We start from the raw sequence: 26067 nt of genomic DNA, 5'->3' as shown, positions 1-26067 counted from the left end.
ACGTCCAATTAATTAATAAACCATAGGCTTCTTTTAATTCTTTGAAACTGATTCCTTCATTCAGATACATCAAAATATATCTTTCGATTTCTTCAGTTGTATGTTTACTGTTTGAACGCATAAAAATCCCCCTAAAGTAATTTTACTTTTTTAAGTGTCTACTTTAGGGGGAGCATATCAAATGATTCACTAACACCTTTTTCTATTTTTAAACACAAAAAAGGTCAGTGAACCCCTATAATTAAGTTACCACACCAAATAATAGGAGGATTCACATGACCCAAATTCATTGTATTAAAAAAATGTTCGGAATAAAAGACCCAAATATTATTTTAGAAGATATTCCTGTAGAATTTGAAAAACTAAACCAAATCAATCATATGATTATACAGGGGAAATTGACCTATACACCGCGTTGTTGCGTCAATTGTGGTGTTTTAAATCAATCTCATCAAGATATCATCAAGAATGGAACAAAAGTATCGACCATTAAGCTGACGCACATCAATTTTCAGCCACTTCTTCTACGCCTAAAGAAACAACGTTTCTTGTGCAAGCATTGTCATCAGACTTTTATCGCTGAAACAACTCTGGTTGAACGCCATTGTTTTATCTCCACTATTATTAAACAAACTATTGCGATGGAGCTGCGTGAAATACAGTCCATGACATTGGTAGCTCAGCACTTGTCTGTTTCGACGAGTACTGTTATTCGTGTGCTTAGACAGGTTGCGAAACCGCTAGCTTCTAAGCATCTCTACTTGCCTCAACATCTCTCTATTGATGAATTTAAGTCAGTTGGAGCTGTCTCAGGTGCGATGAGTTTTCTATTTATTGATGCTCAAAACCATCGGTTAATGGATGTCGTTGAAGACAGAAGAAAAGATCATCTCATTGATTATTTTTTACGGTATCCAAAAGAGTCTCGTTATAGCGTGAAGACGGTCACCATGGACATGTATTCGCCTTATATGGCAGTGGTAAAAACGTGTTTTCCAAACGCCCAAATTGTCATTGATCGCTTTCATATCGTGCAGCATCTCAATCGCGCACTCAATACACATCGTATTCGTGTGATGAATAATCTCTACAGTAAACGCCCGAGGGATTACCGTAAGTTAAAGAAACAATGGAAGTTGCTTTTAAAAAATGACTGGGAATTAAATGTGAGTGATTACCGAACCCATCGTCTTTATGACGGTCTGATGACTGAAAAGATGATGGTTGATTATTTATTGTCCCTTGATCCACAGTTGCGTCAGGTTTACATGTTAGTCAATCATCTCCGTTTCGCCCTTTATCAGCATGATTTTGAACAATTTAGCACGATTTTAGAAGACACTAGACAACAGATATTACCAAGAAAGATCCGTACCACCGTCCAAACGTTAGTGACACATCGAGTGGGTATTAGCAATGCCTGTTTTTATACCCTTTCTAATGGCGCCATTGAAGGTATTAACAATAAAATTAAGACCATAAAGCGATCTGGGTTTGGTTATCGTAATTACACGAATCTCCGTGCGCGTATTCTGGTCAGTTTCCGCTTGACTATCAATCATTTTGAGCCCAAGGCATTACGCTATCAAGACGAACAAGCTAGACAAAAAGAAAAAGCCAAAGTGAGAATTTAATTCTCACTTTGACTATTATAGGGTCACCAACACGATTTGACAGAGAACCTTTTTTTGTGTCTCGGTTGCCCGCTCTTTTTTTCTATGCCATAATAATGAGTATGTTTAAGTGATGTCACTAATTAAAAAGGAGGTTCCTATGCTTAAACGATTTTTCTCCTATTATCGCCCTTATAAATCATTGTTTATCCTTGATTTTACATGTGCTGTTATTGCAGCCATCTTAGAGTTGGCCTTTCCTGTTGCGGTCAACAATGTGATTGATTCTATTCTACCTTCAGGCAAATGGAGTCTCGTTATTATCGCATCTTTAGCTTTGTTATTACTCTATGTCATCAACACGGCTATGCAATACATCGTTACCTACTTTGGACACAAGCTAGGCGTTAATATCGAAACCGATATGCGTCAAGAATTGTTCAGTCATATGCAAAAGCAAAGCTTTAGTTACTATGACAACAACAAAACCGGTAAGTTGATGACACGTCTCACCACCGATTTGTTTGAAATTTCAGAAGTGGCCCACCACGGCCCTGAAGATATTTTCATTACGATTATCACCTTGTTGGGGGCCTTTTTACTGATGCTGCAAGTCCATACTAAATTGGCGATTGCGACAGTCTGCTTGATTCCACTCATCATGTTCGCAGTGTCTTACTTCAACCGCAAAATGACGAAAGTAAACACACGCATTTATGAAGACTTAGGCGAATTCAATGCTGGCATTGAGGCTTCGGTCAGCGGTATTCGCGTTGTTCAAGCTTTTGCTAACGAAGATCACGAAGCGGAACGCTTTAAGTTTTTAAACCAAGCTTATCGCAAATCAAAACTGCTCTTCTATAAAATGATGGGCTTGAGCTCGTCTTATAACTATTTGATTATTCGTTTAATTAACTTGTTTGCCCTTTTCTTCGGTTCTTACTACACCATTCAAGGTGAGCTAAGTTACGGTGACTTTGTTGGATTTATTTTACTATCCAATATTTTTGTTCGTCCGATTGAAAAGGTTAATAATATGATTGAACTTTATCCTAAAGGAATTGCTGGGTTCCGTCGCTTCGCTGAGGAGATGGACCGTCCGCCGCTGATTACTGATAAAGTAGGAGCTATAAGCGTTGACGGCTTAAAAGGGAATATTTCCTATGAGAATGTCTCTTTTTGGTACGACGAATCAGAAAAAGTATTGGATAATATTAGCCTGACGATTAAAGCAGGCGAGACGGTTGCCTTTGTCGGTCCAAGTGGGGCTGGTAAAACAACCCTATGTAATTTGCTGCCACGCTTTTATGACATTAAGGAAGGCCAGATTACGGTTGACGGCTATAATATTCAAGATGTGACGATGGCGTCGCTGCGGAATGAGATTGGTGTCGTTCAACAAGATGTTTACCTCTTCCCAGGAACCATTCGAGAAAACATTGCTTATGGAAAACTGGATGCTAGCGAAGACGAGATTAAACGCGCGGCTCAATTAGCCAACCTTGACCATGTGATCGCTGCTATGCCAGAGGGATTAGATACGGTGATTGGTGAACGTGGTGTGAAACTGTCAGGCGGTCAAAAACAACGTCTGTCGATTGCACGTATGTTCCTAAAGAATCCACCGATCTTAATTTTAGACGAAGCAACCTCTGCACTTGATACCGAAACAGAACAAGTCATTCAAGAATCACTTGATTCCTTGGCAGTAGGTAGAACAACCTTAATTATTGCCCACCGTTTAGCAACCATTAAACATGCAACACGTATTGTTGTAGTTGATGAAACAGGGATTTCTGAACAAGGAACTCACGATGAACTGATGGCCATTAACGGCACTTACCGCCGCTTGTATGAAGCACAGTTTTTAGATTAATGATTGTAATCAGGAGGAAACCTAATGATAACCTTTTTCGATTGGACCTTTTACTATCCAGATCATTTCAGAATTTATAGCGATTTAGAAGAAAAAAGAATTGCTTTTCTAACCGCAGGAGATGATGAGATTCACCTCACCTTAGAAGTCGTTGATAACCAACTTGTTTTTCATCCACGTTGGAATGTCAATGTGATTGTTTTAGGTGATAAGGAATTCCGTATCACAACGAATGATTAAGAGAAAAGGCTAGAAGTTCATCTTCTAGCCTTTTTTTGCAGGCATTTTTTTGATAAAAATCCTTCTTTTATTAAATTACTATGTTAAAATAGTAGTAATTTAATTAAAACGGAAGGAGTTAGATAATGGTTATAGCTGTCTTTAAGGAAACATGGCGGCATTTGATTCGCCATAAGAAAAATAGATTAGTCTTTGTACTGGCGCTCATTGGCATGGTCGTCTACAGTGGTTTTTTACTGCCCCACCAAGACGATATTCATACCATTGATCTTGATAAACTAGAAATGAGCATCCACGCCAATAAAGGTATTATGGACACTGCTGCTGAAAAGGAGAATTTCAGTGTCAACCTCTTTACTGGCAGATCGGCCTATGTGGACGGGAAGCTAAAATACGAAAATAGCCGTGCCCTTCTTAACGCCATTGAAAATGGTGACGTGTCACGCTATCTCGCTATTAGTAGGCAGTATGTACCCGATTTCCATAAGGATAAACAAACAGAATTCTACCAAAAGAAATCGCTATTCCCTGACAAGGACTTTTTCTTTGATTCAATGATGTACAGCAAGCGATTAGAGAGCTATCCAGCTGAGGATTTATCTTTCCATGTTGTCCAAGAAAAAACCGCTTGGCAGCAGATTCAAGTCTTCCTTAGTAAGTGGGGGCCAACAGTCCTCGTGACACTTACCCTTTTTATTGCCTGCGATGTCTTTGTACTAGGTATAAAAAAACGAACCCAACATATCGGCGTGCCAATAGCTTGGGGAAGCTACCTCTTCATCCAATCACTCGCTATTATTGTCTTTATTTTGGTGATGCTATCTACTTTGGCAGCCAGCTTCTTCATAATAAACGGCATTTTATATGGCTTTGGGTCACTCAATTGGCCAGTGGTTCTCTTTAACTACAGTGAGGACTTTTTCTTTTCAGAAGTTTCCCCCTTCACCTTAGTGAGTATAGGAAGCTTTTTAGCTCAAGCACTTCCTTTTTTAATCGTATTTATTTACTTTTTCACACGACTATCAGCCTTTTGGTCACTCATTTTCAAGCAAGAAGTCGTCGTTTTCCTAGCAGGATTATTTACCCTCCTCTTTGAGAAACTCTACTTCAGTCGCACAACGAGGGACCTACTCGGCATCGACATCAGCTACTTCCCCCAAACCTACTTTGACTTTGGCAAGGTGATGACCGGGGAAAAGAACTACCTCTTGAATACCTCTACAGTGACTGCTGGACGAGGCATCGTGGTTGTTTTGGTGGCGGTTGTCTGCCTAGAACTTCTACTCGCTCTCGCAGCACGCTTACGAACACGACAAACATTTATTGGTTAAAGGAGGAAAAAGATGCATCTAGCAAAATGGGAATGGAAAAAAATAATGCGCGATTGGAAAACCCGTCTCTTGTTACTGGGCTTTTTCCTCTTCTTTAGCTCATTTTCCCTTCTATATAAACAACAAACGCTCACTTTCCCTGAAGCGGAAATGAATGAGCAGTACCAAACCATTCACCAGCTCTTTAACTCGATTCCAGAAAGTGTCTTCACTGGTGAAGATGGTAAAGACGTTTACGATACCATGGCTAAACAGCAAATGTTATATGGTATGCAGCTATATATTTTGTCTAAACGTGATGGCAATGAAATTAAAGGTTTGGAGCATGTCTTTGACAGCTATTTAGAAAACGGGGTTAATATTGCCCGCAATAACGCCTATTTACTCGAACTCGATCAGTTTGAATACTATGCTTATTTGATTAGTTATTTGCCTGATGAAACGGATATTTATAGAGATTTAGCCTTTTTCAACTATATGGATGAAAAAGGGATTGATATCGAATGGAACGCCTTCTCGGCTAGTACTATTTTAGTTGAAGAAGTCAATATGATGATTGGACTGGTTCTGTTTCTTTTCGTCGCTCTACTCGCTTGCGACAGCTTTAGCCGCGATCAATTGAAAAACTGGAGTATTACTCACGGCTTACCCGTTCATTGGAAAAAACAATGGCGGTTACGTAGCTTGCAACTCTGGTTATTGATGTGGGCAGCCTCTCTTTTAGGGCTAGCAACGAGCTACATCATTAGTTTAATCATGGAAACGAGCGGAAGCTTAATCTACCCAATCATGATTAACTGGCAAGGCGGTTATTTACCTATTCCCGTTTGGCAGTATGTCTGCCTTGCTTTAGCCTTTGCCATGATGGTTAGCTTTGTCCTCATGCTCTTAGCAACCGGATTGAGTTGGATCTTTAGAACCATTTATTTAACCATTGTTACCATCGTTGCCTTATTCTTTCTTCCATCATTATGGACAGTCATTCAGCCCCTGTCATCGTGGCAGCCTAGCCTTTACTTCCATATTGAGGATGTCTTTACGAGCGACACATTCGCACAACTCGGTGTCAACATTTGGAAGGGCCCGATTGTCATGATCGGACTAGTTGTGATAATCGAACTGATTTTCCATGTGGTTTTCGACCACATTCAAACCCAAACACTCGGATTAAAAAGGAGGACGAGTCAATGACTTTATCCATAGCTGACCTAACCGTCCAATACGGCGATCGCACTATTCTAAATCAGATTAGCTTTGATATTGAAAAAGCATCCATTATCGGTTTGGTTGCACCTAACGGAACGGGAAAAACCACCCTATTCAATGCTATTATGCGCTACATCCCTATTAAAGGTGGCAGCATCACCATTGACGGCAAAACCTATAGCAACAGCCGAAAAGATATTTTAAAGCTCCATCAACAAGTTACCTTTTTCCCTGACCAAGCAGACTTGTACGAGAATTTTTCAGGCCGCGAACATATTCAAATGTATGCTGATATTTGGCAAAAAAAAGCCGGACAGACCGTTGATCAAATTATTGATCGACTACATATGAATCACTACGTCGACCGCCATGTTCACACTTATTCATTAGGAATGCGTCAACGCCTCTGTTTTGCCATGATGTGCGCTGCCGACACACCCATAATGTTGATGGATGAAGTGATGAACGGACTGGACCCTGAAAATGTCAATCTAGTATCGAGCGTTCTGAATCACTTACGCTCTGAGGGGAAAATTATTATGGTTGCCTCTCACTTACTCGACAATCTAGATGAATACGCTGATAAGGTTTACTTTTTAGAAGATGGGAAGTTTGTTTATATTTCTGACCACCATCAAGAAAAAGATCAGTATGTCAAAGCAAAACTTGCAAAAGTCGACTATGATCGCTTGCTCCCACTTCCAGAAGGCAGCCTTTATTTAGACAATAATCTCTGCTGTATTCCGGTTAAAAACGACCAAGAAGCCCTTCATTACGTTAGCCAGCTACGTCACTACAAGGTGGAACAATTGTCAGTTGGGCCTCTAGGAACGGCTGATCATTATATTCGCATCTATGATTTTACAACAGAGAATAAGGAGTGATGGCATGAAAAAAATCACATTTCCTTTGCTTCTCGCCATCACGGTTTTAACAGGCTGTTCATCCTTTAAGGGTTTAGCTAGCGAACGCTATGACGGTCGCGTTATTGAAAAAGATTCAGCTGCCATTCTGGCTTATCAAGAGAATCAAGTCATTCTTGGCGAAGAGAAAGATGCTTTAAATCCATCCCTTCCCGATTTCTTTTTCCAAAAACCACTGACCTTTGTAGGAGACGAGCTCTTTATACCCTTGAGTGAAACGCCAGTTGTTGTGGGCGATGATGTCCCCCAAGGCCGCTATATGATTAACCGCAACTTTACAGCGGCTCAAGTCACCATCGCTGATGAAAATGGTGAAACGCTCTTTAACTACGTGATGACTGACCAATCTGGGCACTTGGAACTTAATCTTTACGATGGCATGCAACTAACAGCCAATCAAGAAAATGACCAGCAATTTCTTTACCTCACCAATTCCGATTCACCGCCGCCTAATGTGCCCGTTGTGATTATCGGCCAAGGTCAACCCGTGATTGAAGAAGGCGACTATGAATTAAACAATGGGGCCTATTATGTCGGAACAGATTTAGAAGCAGGTAGCTACGAAATCTCATTGCCTTTGTCTTATGGCAATGACAGGTTGAAGTACGTCTATATCTTCAATCCCGACCATAGCTTCCAAGTCATCGAATTACTATCTCGTTTCGAAAGCAAGCCGACTGATGTCAATCCTGTTGTAACCCTTGAGGACGGACAATTCCTTTATATTCAAGATATGTCTTCAGTCTTATTAAGTCCAATTTAAATGAAATAAAAAAGAGAGGCTGGAAAATTCCAGCCTCTCTTTTTCGTTTACTTAGAATCAAATGATATAGTCCAGTTTTCCATTGCAACATGGGTTAAATCTGCTTTTAGGTAAGTTGTCCCATTTATTTCAAATTCAGCTTGTGTTTGGTCTATTAATTGCTGGCGCAAATGGTCTAACCCTGCTTCTGAAACATGATGAAGGCTACTTTCTCCCTCTTTGTTAGTTAGTTGAACCTCACTTTGATAATCAAACACCATCTGATAAGAATGGCCATTCTTTTGTCCTGCTTCTAACAATTGAATGCCTCGTTTGTTAGCCAGTTCACCTATTTCACCGTGCTGGTCAGCCATGCCATGGAAAGGCTCCACGCATAAGAACGGTGCTTCAACACCTTCTTCTGTCCACACACATAAATAAGGAAAATCATTCATGAAAATGGTCACGCTATGCTCGGTTTGATTAGATACTAAGCTAGCTTTTTGAAGAGCGCCATCCTGGCCATCAATAATGAGACCCGCACCAAACAGCTCACGGTCTACTTTCAATTTCCCTTCCTTAACGGCAGTTAGCGGACGTTTAATACCACTCACATAAGGCGCAGGATTCATCTCGTGATACTCAAAATCGGTCAGCGTATTATTGTTGAAGTGAAGCTCATAGTCTTCAAAGCGACCCTCGCCATTTAACGGCACGTTAAAGGCTGGATGCCCGCCTAGCGAATAGGGCATTGTTTCGTCAGAACGATTTTCGACTTCAAATAAAACGGTGACTGCATTTTCCTTTAAGGTATAGGTCAGTTTTAACTGAAAGGCATAGGGATAGCGTGCGAGTGTCTCGTCATTTTCCACTAAGACAAAAGAAGCCGATTCTGCCGTTTGTTCCACAAGCTCAAAGTCATTATCCCTAGCAAAGCCATGTTGATTCATCTCGTAAATTTGGCCATCCTTGATATGCTTATTATCAATCAAGCGACCGACAATCGGGAATAAATTAGGTGACTGTTTCGACCAAAACCCTTCCGCCCCTTGCCAAATATAATCAAACTGCTCTGCCTTATGAAAGACACTTTGAAGCTCCGCTCCTTTTTTGGCAATTGTTACTTTCAATCGTTCATTTTCTAAAACAACCATATCATTCGCCCCACTTTGCTCTTTTTTAAAATTATACCCTAGACAACAAAAAAAGCACAGAAACGGCTCGCTTCTGTGCGGATTGTCATAGATTAATCTTGTGGGCTAACATCTTTACGTTTGTCTTCAGTGTGTTGGGTCATCATGTGCTCAGCAACCAATAAGAGAATAGGCAGCACGACATCATCCGCATAACCTGCAATCGGTAGAAAATCAGGAATCACATCAATGGGACTAATCACATACAATAAAATCCCCGCAATCAGCCATCTTTTCCGTTTATCTAACTTACCGCTCATTACGGCTGTTGTTAATTGTTTGATCTTTGATGTCGGGGTTGTGATTAAGCGTTTCTTCGTTTTCATGGTCTCCCTCCTTCAATACCATAATTATAAGAAAAAGGAGCGGTTTTGTTATCGGTCGGAAGGAGGATTTTCATTCAAATTCGAAGTAAAGCATTTGTCTTTCCCCCTGATTTGCGTTATCCTTGGCTTGTAAGACAGATTTTTTACTAACCAAATTTGAGGAGGAATACAGATGTTGAACATTGGAATCATCACAGGTAGTACTCGCCCAAACCGTAACAGTATCAAGGTCGCAAATAAGCTAAAAGAATGGGCTGACAAGCGACAAGATGCAGCATATGAGGTAGTAGATATTGCTGATTACAACTTACCCCTTTATAACGAGCCCATCTCCGCTGCTTACAGCCAAGACTATCAAACGCCAGAGGCAAAACCTTGGTCTGAAAAAATCGCATCGCTAGATGGTTATATTTTCGTGACACCTGAATATAATCACGGAATCACATCAGCTCAAAAGAACGCCATCGACTATCTATATGTCGAATTCAATAACAAACCTGCCGGAATTGTTAGCTACGGCTCATCAGGCGGTGTCCGCGCAGCAGAAGCATTGCGTATTGTTTTAGCAGAATTACAAGTCGCATCCGTTCGTACCCATGTTGCTATGTCACTCTTTACTGACTTCGAAAACATGAGCGAATTTACACCAGCTGCCTTACACGAAGATACCTTTAATGCCCAACTCGACCAAGTCATTAGCTGGGGCGAAGCATTAAAAACCGTTAGAGAAAAATAACCGATAATTGCCCGTCTATCCTTCAGCTGAAGGGTAGACGGGTTTTTTTGTTTTAAGATGACATATGCACTTCTTAGATCAAGATTGTTTGACAAACACTCTTCTTAACATTAAACTTAACTGTAATAAAAGAGTTTAGAAAAAAGAAGCTACATACGTAAACGTATGTAGCCTCTACTTAATAAGTATTTACCTAAACTCTTTTATTATCCCTTAATAGCCCATGCTGCGAGAAAACCAACTACTACGCCTACTGCAAACATAAAATTCCCTCCTCCCGTAAACATTCTTAAATATTTTATTTACAGTACAGATAGATTCCGAACGCTACCCCAGCAATAAATGCATACATATTTGTCACCTCCCTTCAATACATTAATACAACAGTAACTACTCTCAATTAAAATCTCTTAAATAAATATCAATGTGTTATATGCTTTTTTTTAAAAAAAGATATCCTAAATTAAGCTTTTTTGTTTTCTTAGTTACTTTTCCTGATAAGTTCATTTTAAAAGCTACCATATTCAAAGCTAAAAGCACGATTAGCCACGCTAACAAAACATAAAAAGACTCGGATTTAATTGAATAGTCGGAGTTTTTCGTCAAACTAACAAAAAACTCTGTATAGCTTCCCATAAAGCTGTAACTGTTAATCTTTTCAAGAGTATGATTTGAAAGAGAAAACATCGGCAAAAGGCTAGTAATAAATATAACTGGAAGTGTATTGATTTGGGTTTTCGATTGTGAACTAGAGAGCAAAGCAATCGACAAGTTCAACAATACAACTGCAATGGCAGTCAAGACAGAAACTATCCAGTAATTCAAATAATTGTTCCCTAAGTTCGATTCAACCAACAATGGAAAAGATACTATTGTTAAAACACCCAATATAATTGGAAAAAATAGTGTTGATATAATATATTCGCTACTACCGACTCCAGACAAAATAAGAGTTTTTAAATTATTTTTTTCCTTCTCTTCAGAAATAATATTCGATACCATATTTCCTAAAGAAAAGGCAAAGGACATCCCTAGACATGTAAATAAAATTTCAATTGTATTTCCCCCAGATGGATTTAGAAATTTTTTATATAGCAAAGCTAAGGCATATGGCATAGCGATTTGAATTAATAGATTCTTATTACTTAATAACATCTGCGCACGTAGCCAAATCAGTGTTACTGTTCTATTGAGCATCTAACCTCACTCCTGTCAATTTAATAAAAATATCCTCTAGCGTAGGCTCACAAGAATGTATTGAAAAAATATCATCTCTCGAAATATATGATGTTAAGTTCTCAAATGGTATTTTTACAGAACTTCCATCTATAAACGCTATTTTCAACGCCTTTACATGATTATTTCTATGAATAATTTCTTGTGGTGTCCCTGATTCTATCAGTTCTCCTTGATTCAGAAGTACTAATCTATCACATAGAAACGTTGCTTCATTCATATCATGGGTTGTTAAAAAAATACTAGTACCTGATGACTTCAATTCAAGTAGAAGTTCGTGGATTCGTTTCGAAGTTGTTGGATCTAAACCACTCGTTGGTTCATCTAAAAATAACACATCTGGTTTGTTAATAATCGCTCTAGCTAATAACATACGTTGCTTCATACCAGTAGAAAGCTTTTCAGCTGGTTTGTCCTTACTAGCATACAAATCGACCCTTTTTAAAATCTCATCAACTTCTTGTTTTTTAACCCCAAATAGTTTTGCATACAATAAAATATTTTTGTATAAACTCAACTTTTCATAATAACCACTCGTATCACTAACAATACCTACTCGTTCAAAATCAGAAGCTTGTAAATGTCCAACTTCTTTGTCAAACATAATCACTTGCCCTGAATCAGCTAATAATTGACCTGTTAGAATATTAATAGTTGTCGTCTTACCAGCACCAGAGGGACCTAGAAAACCAAATATTTCCCCCTTGGCAATTGAAAAATTAATATCATTCAAGGCAAGTTGCCCATAAAACGTTTTAGATAGTCCTTTTACACTAATCATAATTATTAAACTGCCTCCTTCATTTATTAGTTTTATATAGCACTCTAGAAAGAGTATTTAATTTTCGTAAATTCCATATTTTAATAAAAAAACTAGATTTTAATAAAAACATGGACAGTAGACTTACAAAAATAACTTCCTTATATATAATAGTATTGTACTCAAGAGCAGTTGTTTATTTGGATAGTAAACACTACTACCCGTCAATTAATTCAATAATACCAATAGTTCTGATCGCGCTATTATCATCTTCCAATATAATAGTTTGGAGTAAGCTCACGCCTATAAACAATAAATTTGTGAAAACTTGAACATATTTAATCTTTTTACTCATACTTACTTACCTCCCTCTTTTAATCGCTCCCTAATAATAACTTTTATTATCTAAAATTTATTATTTTTTTCTTATATGTTAAATGACAATATTATGGTAAAATTATTTAACTATGTAAGAGGTGGGAAATATGACTAACTTAGGAAAAACAATTCGAATACTTAGAAAATCAAAAAACATGACGTTAGCACAACTTGCTGATGGCATTATATCATTACCTTTTTTATCAAAATATGAACGTAATAGCAGCGATATATCAGCTTCAAGTTTCCTGTCTCTGTTAGAACGTTTGAATGTTAATCTTAGGGAATTCGAAGAACTAAATTCAAGCGGAAAAGAATACTCACAAAAAAACTTTTTTAAAAATTACAGGGAGGCCCTCATTTCTGATGACCTTTTTTTGTTAAATAAACTGTTAAATCAAGAAAAAGAATATCTCGAGTTAGATGGCAATTATAGACATAAGCACAACATCGTCCTTATCAATCAATACATAAATAAAATCAGCGGTCTAGCTTTTGATAATAATCAAGTTAAATTGATAACAAACTATTTACTTCAGGTAGAGGATTGGGGCTATTACGAACTCAGTCTATTTGGAAACTCCTTATTTTCTCTGCCCATTGATTCAATTGACTTTCTTTGCAAAGTAGCTTTTAAAAAAGCCAGCTTCTTTTCTGATATTTTTTACCTAAAAAATGATTTAGCCTTAATTGCCTGCAATGTCATCATCGTTATGATTGAACAGGATGAACTACATAGGCTTGATTCTCTCTTTTTACTTGCTGATAGGAACCTAGAAAATACAAGATTTTACTATGAAAAGAATAAAGTTAATTATCTTAAAGGACTATATGAGATTAAAAAAGGAAATATTGAAGTAGGGAAACAACACTGCATGAAGGCCATTGAAACCATGTACTCACTCGGAGATAATATCAATGCGAAGGCTCATCAAGAGGAATTAAAAAAATATTTGAATTAAATTTAATCTATTTGAAATAATCAGCTTCTTTCATTACAATAACTTTAAAAAAACATAAAAAAATCATCATCTTCGGTACGCACGGTACTAAAGCCAAAAGATGATGATTTTTCTATTTATAAATTTTATAAGAAAATATCCCCTTGCCATTCCCATTGATCGAAGTAATCAAGGTCGGCTTGTTCCAATTTGAAATCAAAGATTTCAGCGTTTTCTTTAATTCGTTCAGAATGAACGGATTTTGTTAACGGAATATAGTTTTTATCTAAGCAGTAGCGCAGTAACAATTGCGCAATGCTTTTTTTATATTTCTCTGCCATCTTAACAATAGCATCGTCCTCTAACATTTGTGGAATCGGTGATAGTGGTGACCACGCTTCAATCGCCATACCCGCTTCACGACTCATCGCAACTGTTTCTGTTTGTAAAACACCTGGGTGAAGACGAATTTGGTTAACCATCGGCTTAATACGGCAGTTTGGTAGCAAGTTTTCTAAGTGTTTCACTTTAAAGTTGCTGACACCAATCGCTTTTAATTTGCCTGCTTCATACGCTTCTTCTAGCGCACGCCATGTTTCAATGTTATCTTCTGCCCAATCCTCTTCGTGACCCGCAACCTCTGGCCAGTGAATTAAGAACAAGTCCATATAGTCAGTTCCCAATTTTTCTAACGACTCATCAATCGTACGAACCGCATTTTCATAACCATGGTTGGAGTTATTTAACTTGCTCGTTAAGTAGATTTCCTCACGCGGCACACCGCTCAAGCGCATCCCTTCCCCAACCAATTCTTCATTGCCGTACATTTGCGCCGTATCAATATGACGGTAGCCTAATTCTAAAGCAACCTTCACACCTTCCACACACTCTTTCGGATCTGTATTACGCCAAGTTCCGTAACCAAGAACTGGAATCGTTGTTCCATTACTCAATGTCACTTTTTCATTTCCAAACATATCATTCACTCCTCAAGACAATTTCTTTTACTATTGTAACCTATTTCAACTAAGAATTTCTTCTGATTTGATTTCTTTTCAGATAAAAAAACAACTTCACAGCCAATTTTCTCCCTGAAGTTGGCGAAAAGCCTCATTCGACCAAGTTCAGCCTTCTTTTTTCCCCTGAAGTTGGAAAAAATGCCTAATTGACCAACTTCACTGAGTTTTTCGACGCTGAAGTTGGTTTTTCACTATAAAACAAGATTAAGCAATAAATAAATGAAGTAAACCACCAGCAGAATCAGCCCCTCTCGCTTACTAATTGCCAATTTTTTAGTATTAAAAATAAAATAGGTCAGCATACCGATGACGAGGACTGCCAGCGGAAAATGAAGCTGGTAAAAAATAGCCGGCACGCCCAATCCAGCTGGCGAAAAGGCAATGGAGACACCGAGAACTAAGAGCAAGTTAAGGCTATTGGCGCCAATAATATTTCCGATCGCCAATCCACCATAGCCTTTCTTAACTGAGGCATAAGTGGTGCTCAATTCAGGTAAACTCGTTCCCAAGGCGACCACCGTCCCCGCGATCACTGCTTCTGAAACGCCCAGCCGGCTAGCGGCCGTCTCAACCGTGCTCACCAAAATACTGGCGCTGGCAGCCACCCCAACGGCACTAATGAAAATAATCAATCCTTCTTTCAAAAATAAGGCAGTTGGTTGGTTTGGCTCAACCGCTTTTTCCTTATGTTCTGCCTCCCCTGCCGGAGTTCTAAACGACAACCACATATAGAGGCCTAGCCCTAATAAAAGCGCCACCCCAATTAGTGGATGAATCTGTCCTGCTGAGAAAAAATGGTTCTCAAAGGGATACTGACTCGCCACTATTATCAAAAGAATTGATCCAATTAAAAAAGGTAAGCGACTGGCCGTTGTTTTGGCTACGGGCATACTACCTGCTAAACTGCCTACCCCTAATACTAAGGTGGTATTGGTTACCACAGACCCAATCGCATTGCCTAAAGCAAAGTCAGTTGTGCCGTTGATAAGGGCAACGACTGAGGTGGCTAGTTCGGGAAGAGTGGTTCCGAGTGACACAATTGTTGCGCCAATGAGAAGTTCCGATACGCCGAACTGACGCGATAACGTTACTGCGTGGTCAACCAAATGATCCGTCGCCTTAGATAAAAGATACAAAGATGCTGCAAAAATAAGCATTAAAATCAGCCAAGATTGGCTTGAAATAAAAGTTGTCATTACTATTCCTCCTAAAAATGAACACAAAAAAGCGCATGCTCAAGAACTTCTTCCCATCCCTGAAGAAAAGTCCTTGAACGCATGCGCTCAACCGTATGTCATTATGTCATTTTTTCAAGACTATTATATCAAAACACTGGGCTCTGACAAGAATAATCGGCTATTATTAGTTACTTGCTTCCAACACCGTATATCTCCCGCTTTGAACATACACCATTAAAACAGAAATATCTGCTGGGTTTACACCACTGATGCGGCTAGCTTGAGCGATTGTTTCAGGTTGAATTTTTTTCAATTTATCTTTTGCTTCTGTAGCAATGCCATTGATGGCATCGTAATCGATATTTTCTGGAATGCGTTTCTCTTCCATTTTCTTCAATTTTTCTACTTTAGCAATGGCTTTTTTAATATAGCCTTCGTACTTAATTTGGATTTCGATTTGGTCAATGACATCACTTGCTAATTCTTCTTCAAGTGGTGCGAATGGCGATAATCCTTTGTAGTCCAACTCTGGACGTTTCAGTAAATCACTGAATAAGAACCCATCTTTCAATGGTGCTGAATTGCGTGACGCTAGGAAAGCTTGCAAGTCTTCTGTTGGTTTAAGGCGAATCGTTTTAATACGCGCAATCTCTTCGTTAACAGCTTCTTGTTTTTCTAAGTATGCTTGGTAACGATCTTCGCTCAACAAGCCAATCTCATGGCCGATCTCTGATAAACGAATATCAGCATTATCGTGGCGTAATAGCAAACGGTATTCGGCACGAGAAGTTAGTAAACGGTAAGGTTCTAGCGTTCCTTTTGTAACCAAATCATCGATCATAACGCCAATGTAGCCATCGCTACGTTTTAAAACAAGCGGCTCTTTTTCTTGAACCGAAAGTGCGGCATTAATTCCGGCGATAATGCCTTGTCCAGCAGCTTCCTCGTAACCAGATGTTCCGTTCATTTGGCCTGCTGTAAACAAGTTCTTCACTAATTTTGTTTCTAGTGACGGACGAAGTTGGTGAGGTTTGACCACATCATACTCAATGGCATAGCCTGTCCGCATCATTTTAGCATTTTCTAAGCCATCAATAGAATGTAGAACTTGCAATTGAACATCTTCTGGTAAAGAAGACGACAAACCTTGCACGTAAACTTCTTCCGTGTTGCGTCCTTCTGGCTCTAAGAACAATTGGTGACGCGGTTTATCGCTAAAACGAACGACCTTGTCTTCAATTGATGGGCAGTAACGAGCGCCGACCCCTTCAACAATACCGGTAAACATTGGCGCGCGGTGCAAGTTATCACGGATAATTTGATGGGCCTCTGTTCCTGTATACGTTAACCAACAAGACAATTGCTCTTGTAAGTAGTCCTCATCTTTAGAGCTAAAGCTAAAGTGATTTGGTTCTGTATCTCCGGGTTGTTCTTCCGTTTTAGAGTAATCAATCGATGATGATAGAATTCTTGGCGGTGTTCCTGTTTTAAAACGTGCCAAGTCAAAGCCTAGTTCGAGTAAGTTTTCAGACAGTTTAATCGATGGTTGTGAATTGTTTGGACCTGATGAATATTTCAGTTCACCAATAATAATTTGGCCGCGAGACGATGTTCCTGCAGTTAGGACAACCGCTTTTCCTCGGTAAATAGCACCAGTATGGCTAACCACACCTTTAACTTCACCGTCTTCAACGATTAATTCTTCTACAATCCCTTGTCTCAATAACAAGTTATCTTGTTTTTCGATAGTCTTTTTCATTTCTTGGGCATAGTCATTTTTATCTGCTTGCGCACGTAATGCTTGAACAGCAGGACCTTTCCCAGTATTTAGCATCCGCATTTGTACATAAGTTTTATCAATATTACGACCCATTTCGCCACCGAGAGCGTCTACTTCACGTACGACAACCCCTTTAGCAGGGCCACCAATGGATGGGTTACATGGCATAAATGCCACCATATCTAAATCAATTGTCAATAAGACTGTTGAGCTACCCATTCGAGCCGCTGCAAGTGCAGCTTCCGAACCTGCGTGTCCAGCACCAACGACAATCACATCAAAATTTCCAGCTTCATATCGGTTCATTCGTTTATTCCCTTCTTTATGTCGACCTTTATTTTCCGAGGCAGAATTGACTGAATAGTTGTGTCAGCAATTCATCCTGAACAGTGTCACCTGTAATTTCACCTAATAATTCCCAAGCTCTCGTAAAGTCAATCTGAACCAGATCAACCGGCATAGCCATTTCAATTCCAGAAATAACTTCTTCTAAAGCTTCTTGTGTGTCATGTAAAAGTGCGATATGACGGACATTAGAAATATAAGTCGCGTCCTTCTCACCCGTTTCGCCAGCAAAGAACATGGCAGCGATTTGTTTCTCCAATTGGTCCAATCCTGTTTGTTCCAACATAGAGGTTGTAATAATTTGCTCTGGACTGCTCCATTCGGTTAGCTCACTAACCGATACCTTTGCAGCTAAGTCGCTCTTGTTTAATAAAATAATGCGGTTCATATCTTGCGTTAAGTCGAGTAAGGCGCGATCTTCATCAGAAAGCACTTCATTTTGGTTAATCAATAACAAGATTAAGTCTGCCGCCAACAAAGCTTGACGACTACGTTCCACACCAATTTGTTCAACAATATCGTCTGTTTCACGAATTCCCGCTGTATCAATCAATTTCAAAGGAACGCCGTTAACATTGACATATTCTTCAATCGTATCTCGGGTTGTTCCTGCAATGTCTGTTACGATTGCTTTTTCTTCTCGAATCAAACGGTTCAACAAGCTTGATTTCCCAACATTCGGGCGACCAATAATGGCAGTTTCTAGTCCATCACGCAAAATTTTCCCTTGTTTTGCTGTTTTCAGTAGTTGGTCAACATGACCTTGTACTTCAATGGTTTTTTCCTTCAATAGTCGAGTTGTCACTTCTTCAACATCATCGTACTCTGGGTAGTCGATATTCACTTCCACTTCTGCCAATGTATTTAAAATAATTTGGCGAATATCGCGAATCAGATGAGACAAATCGCCATCCAATTGGCGCAAAGCCACATCCATCGCTCGGTCTGTTTTCGCCCGAATCAAGTCCATAACAGCTTCCGCTTGGGAGAGGTCAATCCGCCCATTTAAAAACGCCCGCTTAGTAAACTCACCCGGTTCTGCTAACCGCGCGCCGTGTTGTAAAATAGTTTGTAAAATGCGGTTCACACTCACCACACCACCGTGGCAGTTAATCTCAACAACATCTTCTTTTGTAAATGTCTTAGGCGCACGCATAATCGTTACCATGACTTCATCAACTACTTCATCCGTCTTAGGATTATGAATATGGCCATAGTGAATGGTATGGCTATCAACATCTTTCAGTTGCTTCGATCCTGACTGGTATAAGCGATCAGCGATTGCGATCGCATCGTCACCACTTATTCTTACAATTCCAATTGCCCCTTCTCCTGGAGGCGTTGAAATAGCTGCAATTGTATCAAATTCCGTTATCATCATGAGGGATTGCCTCTCCTTCCTATCAGTGTTTCATTTTTGTGCATGAAAAAAGTGCCCACTCCACCCGTTGTCTGTTCGGATGGTTAAGCACTTTGACTGCGTCACACATGTTGGTTATTTTATTGGTTCTTTCACAATTGAATTCTAAGAAATTATACCGACATTGCTTACTAAATGCAAGTCCTTTGTTTCAATTTTAATATACTTTTGAGACTAGGTTTTTTCATAATCATCATGTTAAGATAGTTGGAAGACGATATGAAGAAAGGACTCACTTATGAAAATCATCATCTCACCCACTAAAAAAATGGTCGCCGAGACTAACAGTTTCCTAGCAGAAACAACGCCCCTTTTTCTTAAAAAAACACAGGTCATTCTCGATACTCTCAATAGCCTCACCTACGAGGAAGCGAAAGCGCTGTGGAAGTGCAATGACCAAATTGCCACAGAAAATAGAGAGCGCTTGAAGCAAATGGAGCTGGCTAATCAACTATCGCCAGCCGTGATGAGTTATAAGGGCTTGCAGTTTCAATATATGTCTCCGGATTTGTTTAGCGAAAATGCTCTAGCTTATATGAAAGAAAATTTGCGAATTTTATCTGGTTTTTATGGGGTCTTGCGCCCGTTTGATGGCATTACGCCCTATCGTTTGGAAATGCAGGCGCCACTTCAAGTCGATGGCCACAAAAATCTCTATCATTATTGGGGAAGCCATTTGTATGACGCCCTTGATTTCAGTGACGGACCGGTCATTAATCTAGCTTCCAAAGAATATACAAAAGCCATCAGCCCCTACCTCAAGGAAGGTGATCAGTTGATCGAGATTATGTTTTCTAATCTAATTGATGGCAAGTTGAAGGTGAAAGCAACGCTAGCTAAAATGGCACGCGGCCAAATGGTGCGTTATATGGCTGAAAATCATGTTGAAGCGGTCGAAGACTTACAACACTTTGACCATCCTCATTATCAATTTTCAGCAGAGCATTCGACCAGCCAAAAATATGTTTTCATTTATCAGGACTAAATCACTGACCTTCCTTCGATTTTCCTCCCTAATTATGATAAAATTTAAGGGAGAAGGCGCATACCAGAAACAGACCAGTATGGGCTAAGGAGTTAAGGAAAATGAATAAATTTCATGAAATTTTTAGAGACCTCAAACAACGAATCGAACAAAGAGAATACCCTGCTGGCAGCCTGCTGCCCAGTGAATTAAACTTGGCCCAAATGTACAGCGTATCACGGGAAACCATTCGAAAAGCACTGCGTTTATTATTGGAAAGTGGCTATATTCAAAAGCAACAAGGAAAAGGCTCGATTGTCTTGGACATCCAGCGCCTGCAATTTCCCGTTTCTGGATTAACCAGTTTTAAGGAGCTTCAAGATGGCCAGCAAATTAATAGCGAGACGATTGTCCTTCAAAACAAAGTAGAAACCATTCCGCGCTACTTAGCCGAACGTTTCCACATTCCCGAAGACCAACAAGTGATTAGCTTAGTGCGCTTGCGTAAAATTTCAGGCGAAGTCATCATTTTGGATAAGGATTATTTGCTGCGTGATATTGTCGAATCTGTGCCAACCGATGCAGCTGAAATCTCCCTTTATGATTATTTAGAACAAGAGCGACAGCTCAATATCGCCTACGCTAAAAAAGAATTCGTCGTCGAACCAATTACCGAAGAAGACAAACATTATATGAACTTGAAAAACGATACCCATGTCGTTGTCGTTAAAAGTGAAGTCTATTTAGAGGACACCCGCCTCTTCCAATATACCGAATCACGACACCGCCTAGACCGCTTCAAGTTCGTTGAGTTTGCTAGACGAAAACATAGTTTGTGAGAAAAAAGAGTTTGGATCCAAAATGGTCTTTCACTCTTTTTTCTTCACAATTATGGTACATTATTATCATCTTTTAAAAGAGGTGATGTTCGTTGCAGTCAGATATGACAAATGGCCCGATTGCCAAACTGCTGATTCGATTTTCTATTCCCATGATTTTAGGGAATCTGATTCAGCTTTCTTATAATGCCTTGGATTCTATTATTGTTGGTCGCTTTGTCGGCAAGAATGCCCTTGCCGCAGTCGGAACGTCCAATCCGATTATGACCATTATCGTCTTGAGTATTAGTGGGATTTGTATTGGGGCTTCCGTTTTGATGAGTGAATTTTTTGGTGCGGGAGACTACCAGAAATTGCGGCGGCAGGTCTCAACGGTTTTATTATTTGGTGCTTTATTTTCTATAATTGTTTTATTTTTTGGTCTTTTATTTACGCCTCAACTTTTATCCTTATTAAAGGTACCTGGTGATATTTTGGACGATGCTAGCTTATACTTGCGCATTGTGTTAGTTGGTTTTCCTTTCACCTACTTATACAATGCCTTAGCGGCTGCTCTCAGAAGTATGGGAAATTCGAAAACGCCGCTCTATTTTCTAGTTTTTGCGTCTGGATTAAATGCTGTTTTAGATGTTGTTTTCGTGGCGCTGTGGGGATGGGGAATTACGGGCGCTGCCTTGTCTACCATTATCGCTGAAATTCTATCAGCCACACTCTGCCTCATGTTTGTTTACCGCCATGTGCATGAGTTAAAAGTGAAACGACATGAATGGCGGATTGATAAGGATTTGCTGAAAACTACCCTCAACTACGGGTCAGTGACGGCCCTCCAACAAGCGGCGCAACCGATTGGCAAGCTGCTAATTCAAGGGAAAATGAATACACTGGGTGTGGATGTCATTGCTGTTTTTAATGCGGTCAGCCGAATTGATGACTTCGCCTTCACGCCTCAACAGAGCATTGCAAACGGAATGACGGTCTTTATGGCGCAAAACCGTGGCGCTAAAAAACACGACCGTATGCAAAAAGGCTTCTGGTCGGGCTTGCGATTGGAAACCATTTATTGGTTATTGATTTGTATCGCCGTTCTTACCTTCCAAAAGCCGATTATGACACTATTCGTTTCCGCCAACAATCCCCATTTAATTGAAATGGGAATGAGTTACTTGAGCTTAATGGCCTTCTTTTACCTCTGGCCTGCCTTCACCAATGGCATGCAAGGCTACTTCAGAGGACTAGGCATCATGAAGCCCACTCTAATCGGAACTGTCATTCAAATTTCTTTCCGCGTCCTCTTTGTCTACCTCCTCGTTCCGAGACTAGGCATACGCGGCGTAGCCTTTGCCAGCATGATCGGCTGGACCGTCATGCTCATTTACCAAAGCATCACTTACCAACTGTTAAAGGCAAAACAGTTGGCGAATTAATCAAGACAAAAAAAGGCTGGGATTTTATCCCAGCCTTACAATGGTAATACGACTTGAAATTGAATGTGCTGATTTGAAAGAGCTAGCGCCTGAATACTGCCACCATGTTGCTGAACAATCGCTTGAGCCAACGATAGCCCAATCCCATAGCCTCCAGTACTTTGATTGCGCGACTCATTGTCGCGATAAAACCGATCAAACAGTCGGTCCAAATCTTCTGGCATAACCGCCACCGTATTTTGAACCGATAAAACAGCTTTTTTATTGTCCGTTTTTAAATAATCCTCGCTTCAATTGGCATTGAACGAATGATTTCAACAGTTTTCCCTGATTTACTAGCTAAAAAGTCTTCGTCTAAACTAACCCTTGCTCGATAAAAGCTAATCACACCTTCTGCTGTTTCATTTTGAATCGTTCCAGGTTCGATAAATTCAACTGTTCCTGTGATCGTACCAAAACGGTAATTATTCACCCCCACAACAGCCACATTGACAGGTTGTCCGACTTCAACTTTACTTCGATCTTGCGCTTGGATATAGCTATCAACGTAAAAGCCATTTTCCTCAGTTGCAATCTCACCCACAATCTGATTTTGTTGCAGTGACATACCGATTGAAACCGGTTGAAGGTAATGAAGGACACCAGATTATTGTAGGTAATTAAATTATACTAAAATTTTAAAAACAAACACAGGTACCCATTGCCCATGACTGAGTCAGCCCACCACCATCATTTCCTTCACCTATACAAATAGTGTGTAATAGATTGATAACGAGCATTGTTTAATTTAACTGCTCGTTATTAATAATTGTTTTGGAATATTTCATTTTTTGACCGTGAACCATCATAAAATGGCTTCATCTAAACTTTTGAGTTCCTTATTCTTGATAACAATGGTGTAATGACAAAAAAGTCAAGCATATAAAAAATATAGAAAATACTAGTAAATATTGAGATAACAATCTCTATATTTGTATTTGGCAAGTTGCTTATTATTACACAGCTTGTTGCAACCATGAAAGCGAATATACTATACTTTTCTTTATTTATAAATTTATTTATAAGTTGATAGATCGAAATAATTAATACGATTATTAATAATAGGGAATTCAATTAATTCACCTCCTCTACTCATATCAATAAAATACCCGTTTATTTCCTAAGTAACCTATTGCTAATGCAGAACCGAGCCCTGCTAAGAAGCCAGCCCAAAACCCTCCAATTAAACTAACCACTCTAGCAATCCCACCTGAGACCTTTCCTAAGCAAAGACAATTAGAAAAACATAGAGACTTCTTTTTAATTGATAAGGAATAATCTCGTCCATAATGATTTTCGAGAAAAAGCTTGAAAAAATTCCTAATGCGGTTAGTAACACAGATGCAAGAATGATCACACCCATCAGCTTTTTCTGTGGCAAGATCAGTTGAACGAATAGTTCAAACATTCCTTTATCTTTCATCTTCATCATTTCAAATTCAGTCGTTGGCGCCATAAAGATCATTACACCAGAAAATTGCTCGGCAAATTCAGCTTTATCTTTTCTTTCAATCCCTTTAGCTGGATCAGCAATAATCATTTGATCTTTTTTGGTCACCTTATGTATCACAACAAAATGATTGAGTCCTTCTTCTGTTTGGATTTGAGCAATCGCTGGGTAAGTCAAGTCAGCTGTGATTTGCTCGACTGTCGTTCGAATGGCTTTTGCATTAAAATTTAGTTTTTCTAAACCATCCATAATCCCTTTCACCGTTGCTCCATACGCATCAGTACCAATCATTTCACGGACCTTCATAATTGTTGATTCTTTTTTGTACCGTAGCATAACTGTTGATACAACAGCTGCCGCACAATCTGAAGCATCATGTTGCATCGTGCACGGTCATTTTTTAAATCGCAATGGATAACCTCCTGTCTTTTAAACTAGATAACTTTGAATGTTAAGATGGATCATTAACAATAGGTAATATTATTTAATTAAGTAATTAACATGATATAAATAAATATATTTAACTAATCAACTTTAAACTACCACCAAATATAATTTTGTCAATAGTTTTTTAAGAAAAGCTCGGCTAGTGTAGTGCACCCTTAAACACGGACTTTAGACTTTAATTGAATAGTTATTCTAAGCGGCTTGTAACCTATATTGAATAGGTGACAGGCCGTTTAATTTTATTTTGATTCGTTCATTGTTGTACCAATAAATATATGTAGCGATCGCTTCTTTTAAATGATGAATGCTTTCAGTTGTCTCACCGTAATACATTTCTTGTTTCAGTAGACCAAAGAAATTTTCCATTGGCGAATTATCCAGACAATTTCCTCTCCTAGACATGCTTTGACAAATAGAATGCTTCTTAAGTAGATTGACCCAAGATTGATGTTGGTAGTGAAACCCTTGATCTGTATGTATCATAAGATTGTGTTTATCAGGAAGCAGCGTTAGCGCCTCTTCAAGTGATTGATTAGTCAATCTGACAGTCGGCGATTGACTCATACTATAGGCGATTATTTCACTGTTGTACAAATCCATAATCGCTGATAAGTAAAGTTTCTCTTCCGAATTTGCCACTTTAAATTCGGTCACATCACTGACCCAAACGTCATTGGGTTGAGTCGTCACAAAGTTACGATTGAGATGATTTTCAGCGATTGTACGGACTTCTCCTTTAAATGAACGATAGCGACGATTTTTACGTGTAAATTTTACGCACAGAAGATGATTCTCTCTCATAATTCTTAACACACGCTTATGGTTGACAGTGTATCCCATTTTTTTCAAAGCAATCGTCACTCTACGGTAGCCATAGGCATGATTTGATGCCGCGATAATGTGTTTAATCTCTTCGACCAAGGGATCCATGTCGTCCTGTAGACTTAATTTATTTTTCCATTCATAGAATGAACTCTTAGGTAGCTCTGCTAGTTTAAACCATCTATTCAGTGTGACATCAGGTTGTTCCAGCCTTAATTCTAGAATGATTTTGGTTTTTTCTTTGTGAGTGATTTCTTCTGGATTAAGGCGTCCAACTTTTTTAGGTAGGCTAATTCTGCTTCTAACAGCTGGTTCTTTTCTCTTAATACGATAAGCTCTTCTAATTCAGACTGTGTGAGTTTTCTTGGTTGACGCTTTTTATTCACCATATCAGAGGCTCCTTCTTTCTTAGGACGTCCCTGCGAACCATTCAAGCCATTAAACCCTTTAGTGTCATATATTTTTTGCCAATTGGCGATGGTCGATGAGTGCTTTATACTAAAGTGTATAGCTGTTTCAGCGTAGGACATCTTGTTTAGCTGTTTATAGTTTAGAACAGATCGTTTAAATTCACCACTATATTTCGTTTTAGACAGACTTTTTTCAATTCCGGCCTCCCCATACATGTGATATTGTCGACACCAAGTTTTGATAGTAGCGTGTGCGATGTCAAATTTATCAGATAGAAACTTAGTGGAGTACCCACGATTATGTTCCCTTACAATTCTTATTTTTAATTCTTTATTATATTTTTCGCCCATATAAAAGACCCCCTAAATCCGCGTCCGAATTTAGGGGGTCACTACACAGCCACAAGTAAAATCTTTTTCATAAGCGCC

General features: G+C 39.2%; 25 protein-coding genes and 1 pseudogene. 12 read left to right on the top strand and 14 right to left on the bottom strand.

Translation table 11 applies throughout. The annotated features are described in order from the left end of the window. Positions 1–275: 275 nt before the first annotated feature. The 7 genes from G7057_RS05850 to G7057_RS05820 all read left to right on the top strand — a co-directional run bounded on the left by G7057_RS05850 (position 276) and on the right by G7057_RS05820 (position 7952). On the top strand, positions 276–1634 hold the full coding sequence (locus tag G7057_RS05850) for an ISL3 family transposase (protein WP_076766430.1): 1359 nt from the start codon (positions 276–278) through the stop codon (positions 1632–1634). A gap of 139 nt (positions 1635–1773) precedes the next feature. After that, the gene (locus tag G7057_RS05845) at positions 1774–3489 is read left to right on the top strand and encodes an ABC transporter ATP-binding protein (RefSeq protein WP_166161999.1); all 1716 of its coding nucleotides are present in this window, start codon (positions 1774–1776) and stop codon (positions 3487–3489) included. A gap of 24 nt (positions 3490–3513) precedes the next feature. Then, the gene (locus G7057_RS05840; protein WP_227004672.1) at positions 3514–3729 is read left to right on the top strand and encodes a hypothetical protein; all 216 of its coding nucleotides are present in this window, start codon (positions 3514–3516) and stop codon (positions 3727–3729) included. Positions 3730–3854: 125 nt separating this feature from the next. After that, complete coding sequence (locus G7057_RS05835; protein WP_166161997.1) at positions 3855–5060, top strand: hypothetical protein; 1206 nt, start codon at positions 3855–3857, stop codon at positions 5058–5060. A gap of 12 nt (positions 5061–5072) precedes the next feature. Continuing rightward, on the top strand, positions 5073–6251 hold the full coding sequence (locus tag G7057_RS05830) for a hypothetical protein (RefSeq protein ID WP_166161995.1): 1179 nt from the start codon (positions 5073–5075) through the stop codon (positions 6249–6251). Beyond that, positions 6248–7150: an ABC transporter ATP-binding protein gene (locus G7057_RS05825; protein ID WP_166161993.1), complete on the top strand. Its 903-nt coding sequence runs from the start codon at positions 6248–6250 to the stop codon at positions 7148–7150. The genes G7057_RS05830 and G7057_RS05825 overlap by 4 nt, the downstream gene beginning before the upstream one ends. A gap of 4 nt (positions 7151–7154) precedes the next feature. Further along, positions 7155–7952 carry a hypothetical protein gene (locus G7057_RS05820; protein WP_166161991.1) on the top strand — a complete coding sequence of 266 codons (798 nt, stop codon included), beginning with the start codon at positions 7155–7157 and terminating at the stop codon, positions 7950–7952. Between the two features lie 47 nt (positions 7953–7999). Here G7057_RS05820 and G7057_RS05815 read toward each other — a convergent pair whose 3' ends face one another. Next, positions 8000–9085: an aldose 1-epimerase family protein gene (locus G7057_RS05815; RefSeq protein ID WP_166161989.1), complete on the bottom strand. Its 1086-nt coding sequence runs from the start codon at positions 9083–9085 to the stop codon at positions 8000–8002. A 92-nt stretch (positions 9086–9177) separates the two neighbouring features. Beyond that, the gene (locus G7057_RS11935; protein ID WP_166161987.1) at positions 9178–9450 is read right to left on the bottom strand and encodes a YkvA family protein; all 273 of its coding nucleotides are present in this window, start codon (positions 9448–9450) and stop codon (positions 9178–9180) included. 172 nt (positions 9451–9622) lie between these two features. Between G7057_RS11935 and G7057_RS05805 the strand changes: the two genes are divergently transcribed. Next, the gene (locus G7057_RS05805) at positions 9623–10186 is read left to right on the top strand and encodes an NADPH-dependent FMN reductase (protein ID WP_166161985.1); all 564 of its coding nucleotides are present in this window, start codon (positions 9623–9625) and stop codon (positions 10184–10186) included. 429 nt (positions 10187–10615) lie between these two features. On the opposite strand, the gene G7057_RS05800 is transcribed toward G7057_RS05805, so the two are convergent. The 3 genes from G7057_RS05800 to G7057_RS05790 all read right to left on the bottom strand — a co-directional run bounded on the left by G7057_RS05800 (position 10616) and on the right by G7057_RS05790 (position 12537). After that, positions 10616–11383, bottom strand: a complete 768-nt coding sequence (locus G7057_RS05800) for an ABC transporter permease (RefSeq protein ID WP_166161983.1) — start codon at positions 11381–11383, stop codon at positions 10616–10618. Further along, the gene (locus G7057_RS05795) at positions 11373–12203 is read right to left on the bottom strand and encodes an ABC transporter ATP-binding protein (protein ID WP_166161981.1); all 831 of its coding nucleotides are present in this window, start codon (positions 12201–12203) and stop codon (positions 11373–11375) included. Before G7057_RS05795 ends, G7057_RS05800 begins: the two co-directional genes overlap by 11 nt. Positions 12204–12399: 196 nt before the next feature. Beyond that, positions 12400–12537 carry a hypothetical protein gene (locus G7057_RS05790; RefSeq protein ID WP_166161979.1) on the bottom strand — a complete coding sequence of 46 codons (138 nt, stop codon included), beginning with the start codon at positions 12535–12537 and terminating at the stop codon, positions 12400–12402. A gap of 130 nt (positions 12538–12667) precedes the next feature. Between G7057_RS05790 and G7057_RS05785 the strand changes: the two genes are divergently transcribed. Continuing rightward, positions 12668–13522: a helix-turn-helix domain-containing protein gene (locus G7057_RS05785; RefSeq protein WP_166161977.1), complete on the top strand. Its 855-nt coding sequence runs from the start codon at positions 12668–12670 to the stop codon at positions 13520–13522. Positions 13523–13647: 125 nt separating this feature from the next. On the opposite strand, the gene G7057_RS05780 is transcribed toward G7057_RS05785, so the two are convergent. From G7057_RS05780 to mnmE, 4 genes are all read right to left on the bottom strand, one after another. Next, positions 13648–14478, bottom strand: a complete 831-nt coding sequence (locus G7057_RS05780) for an aldo/keto reductase (RefSeq protein WP_166161975.1) — start codon at positions 14476–14478, stop codon at positions 13648–13650. A gap of 233 nt (positions 14479–14711) precedes the next feature. After that, a complete protein-coding gene (locus G7057_RS05775) occupies positions 14712–15716 on the bottom strand; it encodes a sodium:calcium antiporter (protein WP_166161973.1) in 1005 nt (334 codons plus the stop codon). A gap of 166 nt (positions 15717–15882) precedes the next feature. Beyond that, complete coding sequence (mnmG, locus tag G7057_RS05770) at positions 15883–17784, bottom strand: tRNA uridine-5-carboxymethylaminomethyl(34) synthesis enzyme MnmG (RefSeq protein WP_166161971.1); 1902 nt, start codon at positions 17782–17784, stop codon at positions 15883–15885. 28 nt (positions 17785–17812) lie between these two features. Next, entirely contained in the window at positions 17813–19201 is a 1389-nt protein-coding gene (gene mnmE, locus G7057_RS05765) for a tRNA uridine-5-carboxymethylaminomethyl(34) synthesis GTPase MnmE (protein WP_166164094.1), read from the bottom strand. A 280-nt stretch (positions 19202–19481) separates the two neighbouring features. On the opposite strand from mnmE, the gene yaaA reads away from it, so the two are divergent. From yaaA to G7057_RS05750, 3 genes are all read left to right on the top strand, one after another. Next, positions 19482–20228, top strand: coding sequence for a peroxide stress protein YaaA (gene yaaA / locus G7057_RS05760; RefSeq protein WP_166161969.1), 747 nt, complete (start codon positions 19482–19484; stop codon positions 20226–20228). A gap of 101 nt (positions 20229–20329) precedes the next feature. Continuing rightward, the gene (gene treR, locus G7057_RS05755; protein ID WP_166161967.1) at positions 20330–21046 is read left to right on the top strand and encodes a trehalose operon repressor; all 717 of its coding nucleotides are present in this window, start codon (positions 20330–20332) and stop codon (positions 21044–21046) included. Between the two features lie 92 nt (positions 21047–21138). After that, positions 21139–22470 carry an MATE family efflux transporter gene (locus G7057_RS05750; protein ID WP_227004671.1) on the top strand — a complete coding sequence of 444 codons (1332 nt, stop codon included), beginning with the start codon at positions 21139–21141 and terminating at the stop codon, positions 22468–22470. A gap of 35 nt (positions 22471–22505) precedes the next feature. Here the strand turns inward: G7057_RS05750 and G7057_RS05745 are convergent. From G7057_RS05745 to G7057_RS05725, 5 genes and pseudogenes are all read right to left on the bottom strand, one after another. Further along, positions 22506–22724 (bottom strand): annotated as a pseudogene (locus G7057_RS05745) (ATP-binding protein); the annotation flags it as partial. 20 nt (positions 22725–22744) lie between these two features. Continuing rightward, a complete protein-coding gene (locus G7057_RS05740; protein WP_193566105.1) occupies positions 22745–23077 on the bottom strand; it encodes a putative HlyD family type I secretion protein in 333 nt (110 codons plus the stop codon). Positions 23078–23731: 654 nt separating this feature from the next. Continuing rightward, on the bottom strand, positions 23732–24343 hold the full coding sequence (locus G7057_RS05735; protein WP_227004669.1) for a cysteine peptidase family C39 domain-containing protein: 612 nt from the start codon (positions 24341–24343) through the stop codon (positions 23732–23734). 255 nt (positions 24344–24598) lie between these two features. Beyond that, positions 24599–25438, bottom strand: coding sequence for an IS3 family transposase (locus G7057_RS05730; RefSeq protein WP_264372193.1), 840 nt, complete (start codon positions 25436–25438; stop codon positions 24599–24601). Between the two features lie 8 nt (positions 25439–25446). After that, the gene (locus G7057_RS05725; protein WP_166161961.1) at positions 25447–25989 is read right to left on the bottom strand and encodes a helix-turn-helix domain-containing protein; all 543 of its coding nucleotides are present in this window, start codon (positions 25987–25989) and stop codon (positions 25447–25449) included. Positions 25990–26067 lie beyond the last annotated feature (78 nt).

Source organism: Jeotgalibaca arthritidis, from assembly GCF_011100465.1.
GTDB classification, from domain to species: Bacteria; Bacillota; Bacilli; order Lactobacillales; family Aerococcaceae; genus Jeotgalibaca; species Jeotgalibaca arthritidis.
Note: the sequence above shows the minus strand (reverse complement) of the source record. Positions and strands in the feature narration are given on the sequence as shown.

Bases quoted from the DNA above. Each gene is read 5' to 3' on its own strand.
- G7057_RS05850 (WP_076766430.1), top strand. From the start codon at position 276: ATGACCCAAATTCATTGTATTAAAAAAATGTTCGGAATAAAAGACCCA.
- G7057_RS05845 (WP_166161999.1), top strand. From the start codon at position 1,774: ATGCTTAAACGATTTTTCTCCTATTATCGCCCTTATAAATCATTGTTT.
- G7057_RS05840 (WP_227004672.1), top strand. From the start codon at position 3,514: ATGATAACCTTTTTCGATTGGACCTTTTACTATCCAGATCATTTCAGA.
- G7057_RS05835 (WP_166161997.1), top strand. From the start codon at position 3,855: ATGGTTATAGCTGTCTTTAAGGAAACATGGCGGCATTTGATTCGCCAT.
- G7057_RS05830 (WP_166161995.1), top strand. From the start codon at position 5,073: ATGCATCTAGCAAAATGGGAATGGAAAAAAATAATGCGCGATTGGAAA.
- G7057_RS05825 (WP_166161993.1), top strand. From the start codon at position 6,248: ATGACTTTATCCATAGCTGACCTAACCGTCCAATACGGCGATCGCACT.
- G7057_RS05820 (WP_166161991.1), top strand. From the start codon at position 7,155: ATGAAAAAAATCACATTTCCTTTGCTTCTCGCCATCACGGTTTTAACA.
- G7057_RS05815 (WP_166161989.1), bottom strand. From the start codon at position 9,085: ATGGTTGTTTTAGAAAATGAACGATTGAAAGTAACAATTGCCAAAAAA.
- G7057_RS11935 (WP_166161987.1), bottom strand. From the start codon at position 9,450: ATGAAAACGAAGAAACGCTTAATCACAACCCCGACATCAAAGATCAAA.
- G7057_RS05805 (WP_166161985.1), top strand. From the start codon at position 9,623: ATGTTGAACATTGGAATCATCACAGGTAGTACTCGCCCAAACCGTAAC.
- G7057_RS05800 (WP_166161983.1), bottom strand. From the start codon at position 11,383: ATGCTCAATAGAACAGTAACACTGATTTGGCTACGTGCGCAGATGTTA.
- G7057_RS05795 (WP_166161981.1), bottom strand. From the start codon at position 12,203: ATGATTAGTGTAAAAGGACTATCTAAAACGTTTTATGGGCAACTTGCC.
- G7057_RS05790 (WP_166161979.1), bottom strand. From the start codon at position 12,537: ATGAGTAAAAAGATTAAATATGTTCAAGTTTTCACAAATTTATTGTTT.
- G7057_RS05785 (WP_166161977.1), top strand. From the start codon at position 12,668: ATGACTAACTTAGGAAAAACAATTCGAATACTTAGAAAATCAAAAAAC.
- G7057_RS05780 (WP_166161975.1), bottom strand. From the start codon at position 14,478: ATGTTTGGAAATGAAAAAGTGACATTGAGTAATGGAACAACGATTCCA.
- G7057_RS05775 (WP_166161973.1), bottom strand. From the start codon at position 15,716: ATGACAACTTTTATTTCAAGCCAATCTTGGCTGATTTTAATGCTTATT.
- mnmG (WP_166161971.1), bottom strand. From the start codon at position 17,784: ATGAACCGATATGAAGCTGGAAATTTTGATGTGATTGTCGTTGGTGCT.
- mnmE (WP_166164094.1), bottom strand. From the start codon at position 19,201: ATGATAACGGAATTTGATACAATTGCAGCTATTTCAACGCCTCCAGGA.
- yaaA (WP_166161969.1), top strand. From the start codon at position 19,482: ATGAAAATCATCATCTCACCCACTAAAAAAATGGTCGCCGAGACTAAC.
- treR (WP_166161967.1), top strand. From the start codon at position 20,330: ATGAATAAATTTCATGAAATTTTTAGAGACCTCAAACAACGAATCGAA.
- G7057_RS05740 (WP_193566105.1), bottom strand. From the start codon at position 23,077: ATGTCACTGCAACAAAATCAGATTGTGGGTGAGATTGCAACTGAGGAA.
- G7057_RS05735 (WP_227004669.1), bottom strand. From the start codon at position 24,343: ATGCAACATGATGCTTCAGATTGTGCGGCAGCTGTTGTATCAACAGTT.
- G7057_RS05725 (WP_166161961.1), bottom strand. From the start codon at position 25,989: ATGGGCGAAAAATATAATAAAGAATTAAAAATAAGAATTGTAAGGGAA.